This is a genomic window from Desulfomicrobium macestii, assembly GCF_014873765.1.
Lineage (GTDB): Bacteria > Desulfobacterota > Desulfovibrionia > Desulfovibrionales > Desulfomicrobiaceae > Desulfomicrobium > Desulfomicrobium macestii.
Map to the genome: position 1 here is coordinate 1 of NZ_JADBGG010000090.1, position 1,662 is coordinate 1,662.

At 55.7% G+C, this 1,662-nt stretch carries 1 pseudogene; it reads right to left on the bottom strand.

What is annotated here, in order from left to right:
- Positions 1-834 precede the first annotated feature (834 nt).
- Positions 835-1,354 (bottom strand): annotated as a pseudogene (locus H4684_RS20465) (IS5-like element ISPst7 family transposase); the annotation flags it as partial.
- Between the last annotated feature and the right edge of the window lie 308 nt (positions 1,355-1,662).

Genomic DNA, 1,662 nt, shown 5'->3' on the forward strand with positions numbered 1-1,662 from the left:
CGGGCAGAATAATTTGCAAAGTGCGAAATCTGTCGCTCAGTTAACTAGCGCTCTGAGCGAACTGGCAAAACAGTTTTGGGAAAAACGAGGATAACGCTTTTCAGTATCTCGACAGGGATAACTTACTTTACCATCGGTATCCCTTTTAGCCGCACAAATTTTAGCCATGGCTTTTCAGGAAGTCAGGGCTATCAGAATGGCCTTAGAAAGCCTAGTCAAAGAGCTGTCACGAGAACACCGTTAGCTTAGCGTACGATTTTTTCCGAATTCTGCGGTTCCCCCTACTGGGTCAATGGCCCTCGCGCGGTCGATCAGGCTGGCTGGAAGAAAATTATCGGGGACAAACCGACCCTGATCATGCTCGATGAGTTGCCGCCCTACCTTGAAAACGCGAGCACTACTGTCATCGGCGGCGGTACGCTGGCTACCGTGAGCACCTACACACTCAGCTGCCTGATGAGCGCCGCTCTGGAGTTACCGCGTTGCTGCATTGTGATTGCCAACCTATCCGGCAGCTATGTGGCTCAGACCAAGGCAATTGCCGAAGCAATCTCTAACCTCCAGCAAGAAGCCAGTCGCCAAGCGAGCACCATCACCCCCGTGCAGTTGGCGGGTACCTGTTCATCCCTAGCGCCTCTCCGCCTTGATGCTGGCAGATTCAGTCTGGCCTCGCGGTTCGACCTACCGAAATATCGGCGGTTACATTGTCCCCAGAGCTTCAGACCCGGCTGTTACCGGCCACGCCTGTCTGGGTAGGGAACGAGTGGTGGAACAGTCGGTTCCGTCGGGCGTTAACCTGCGGAACAGAAACCCATGCGACTTTCAGGTCGCACTGCCGAAATAATACTGGTTTCCCTTCTTGGTCTGGTGCATTTCCGGGTCGCGCTTGCCGTCCTTGTTCTTGGTCGAACTGGGCGCATTGATCAGCGTTGCATCGACGATGGTGCCCTGGCGCAGCGACAGGCCGCGGTCGCCCAGAGCCATTGATGACAGCGAGGATGCCGGCCGCCAGCTCGTGTTTCTCCAGCAAGCGGCGGAAGTTGAGAATGGTGGTTTCGTCGGGGATGCGCTCCAGGTTCAGCCCGGCAAACTGGCGCAGGATCGTGGTTTCGTACAGCGCTTCCTCCATCGCTGGATCGCTGTAGCCGAACCAGTTCTGCAGCAGATGCACACGCAGCATCGCCATCAACGGGTAGGCCGGACGGCCACCTTCACCCTTCGGATAATGTGGCTCGATCAAAGCAATCAAGCCCTTCCACGGCACCACCCGATCCATCTCGATCAGGAACAACTCCTTGCGGGTTTGCTTGCGCTTGCCAGCGTACTCGGCGTCGGCGAAGGTCATCTGCTTCATCGGGAAACTCGGTGGGTGGAATCCGGGTATTTTGCCAAAATCTGGAAGTCTTCTTCAGAGTTTCCCTAGTGTGCGCTCTCTTGCTTGGATGGCATTACGTTCTGGCCCAACGTTACTGTAGCGAATCCGCAGCAGTATCAATCAAAGCCTCCTGTATCCCGCGTGAAGAAAGACGCTACGTTGCGCCCGTTCTTCCACGGCTTCGCTTGCCGCCGGTAGTGTGCGGGATCTTCAGCAAAAAGAAAGACCATGGCATATGTGGGTTGTACCACCAAACCACAACTCCCGGAGGAATCTGCCATGGTCAG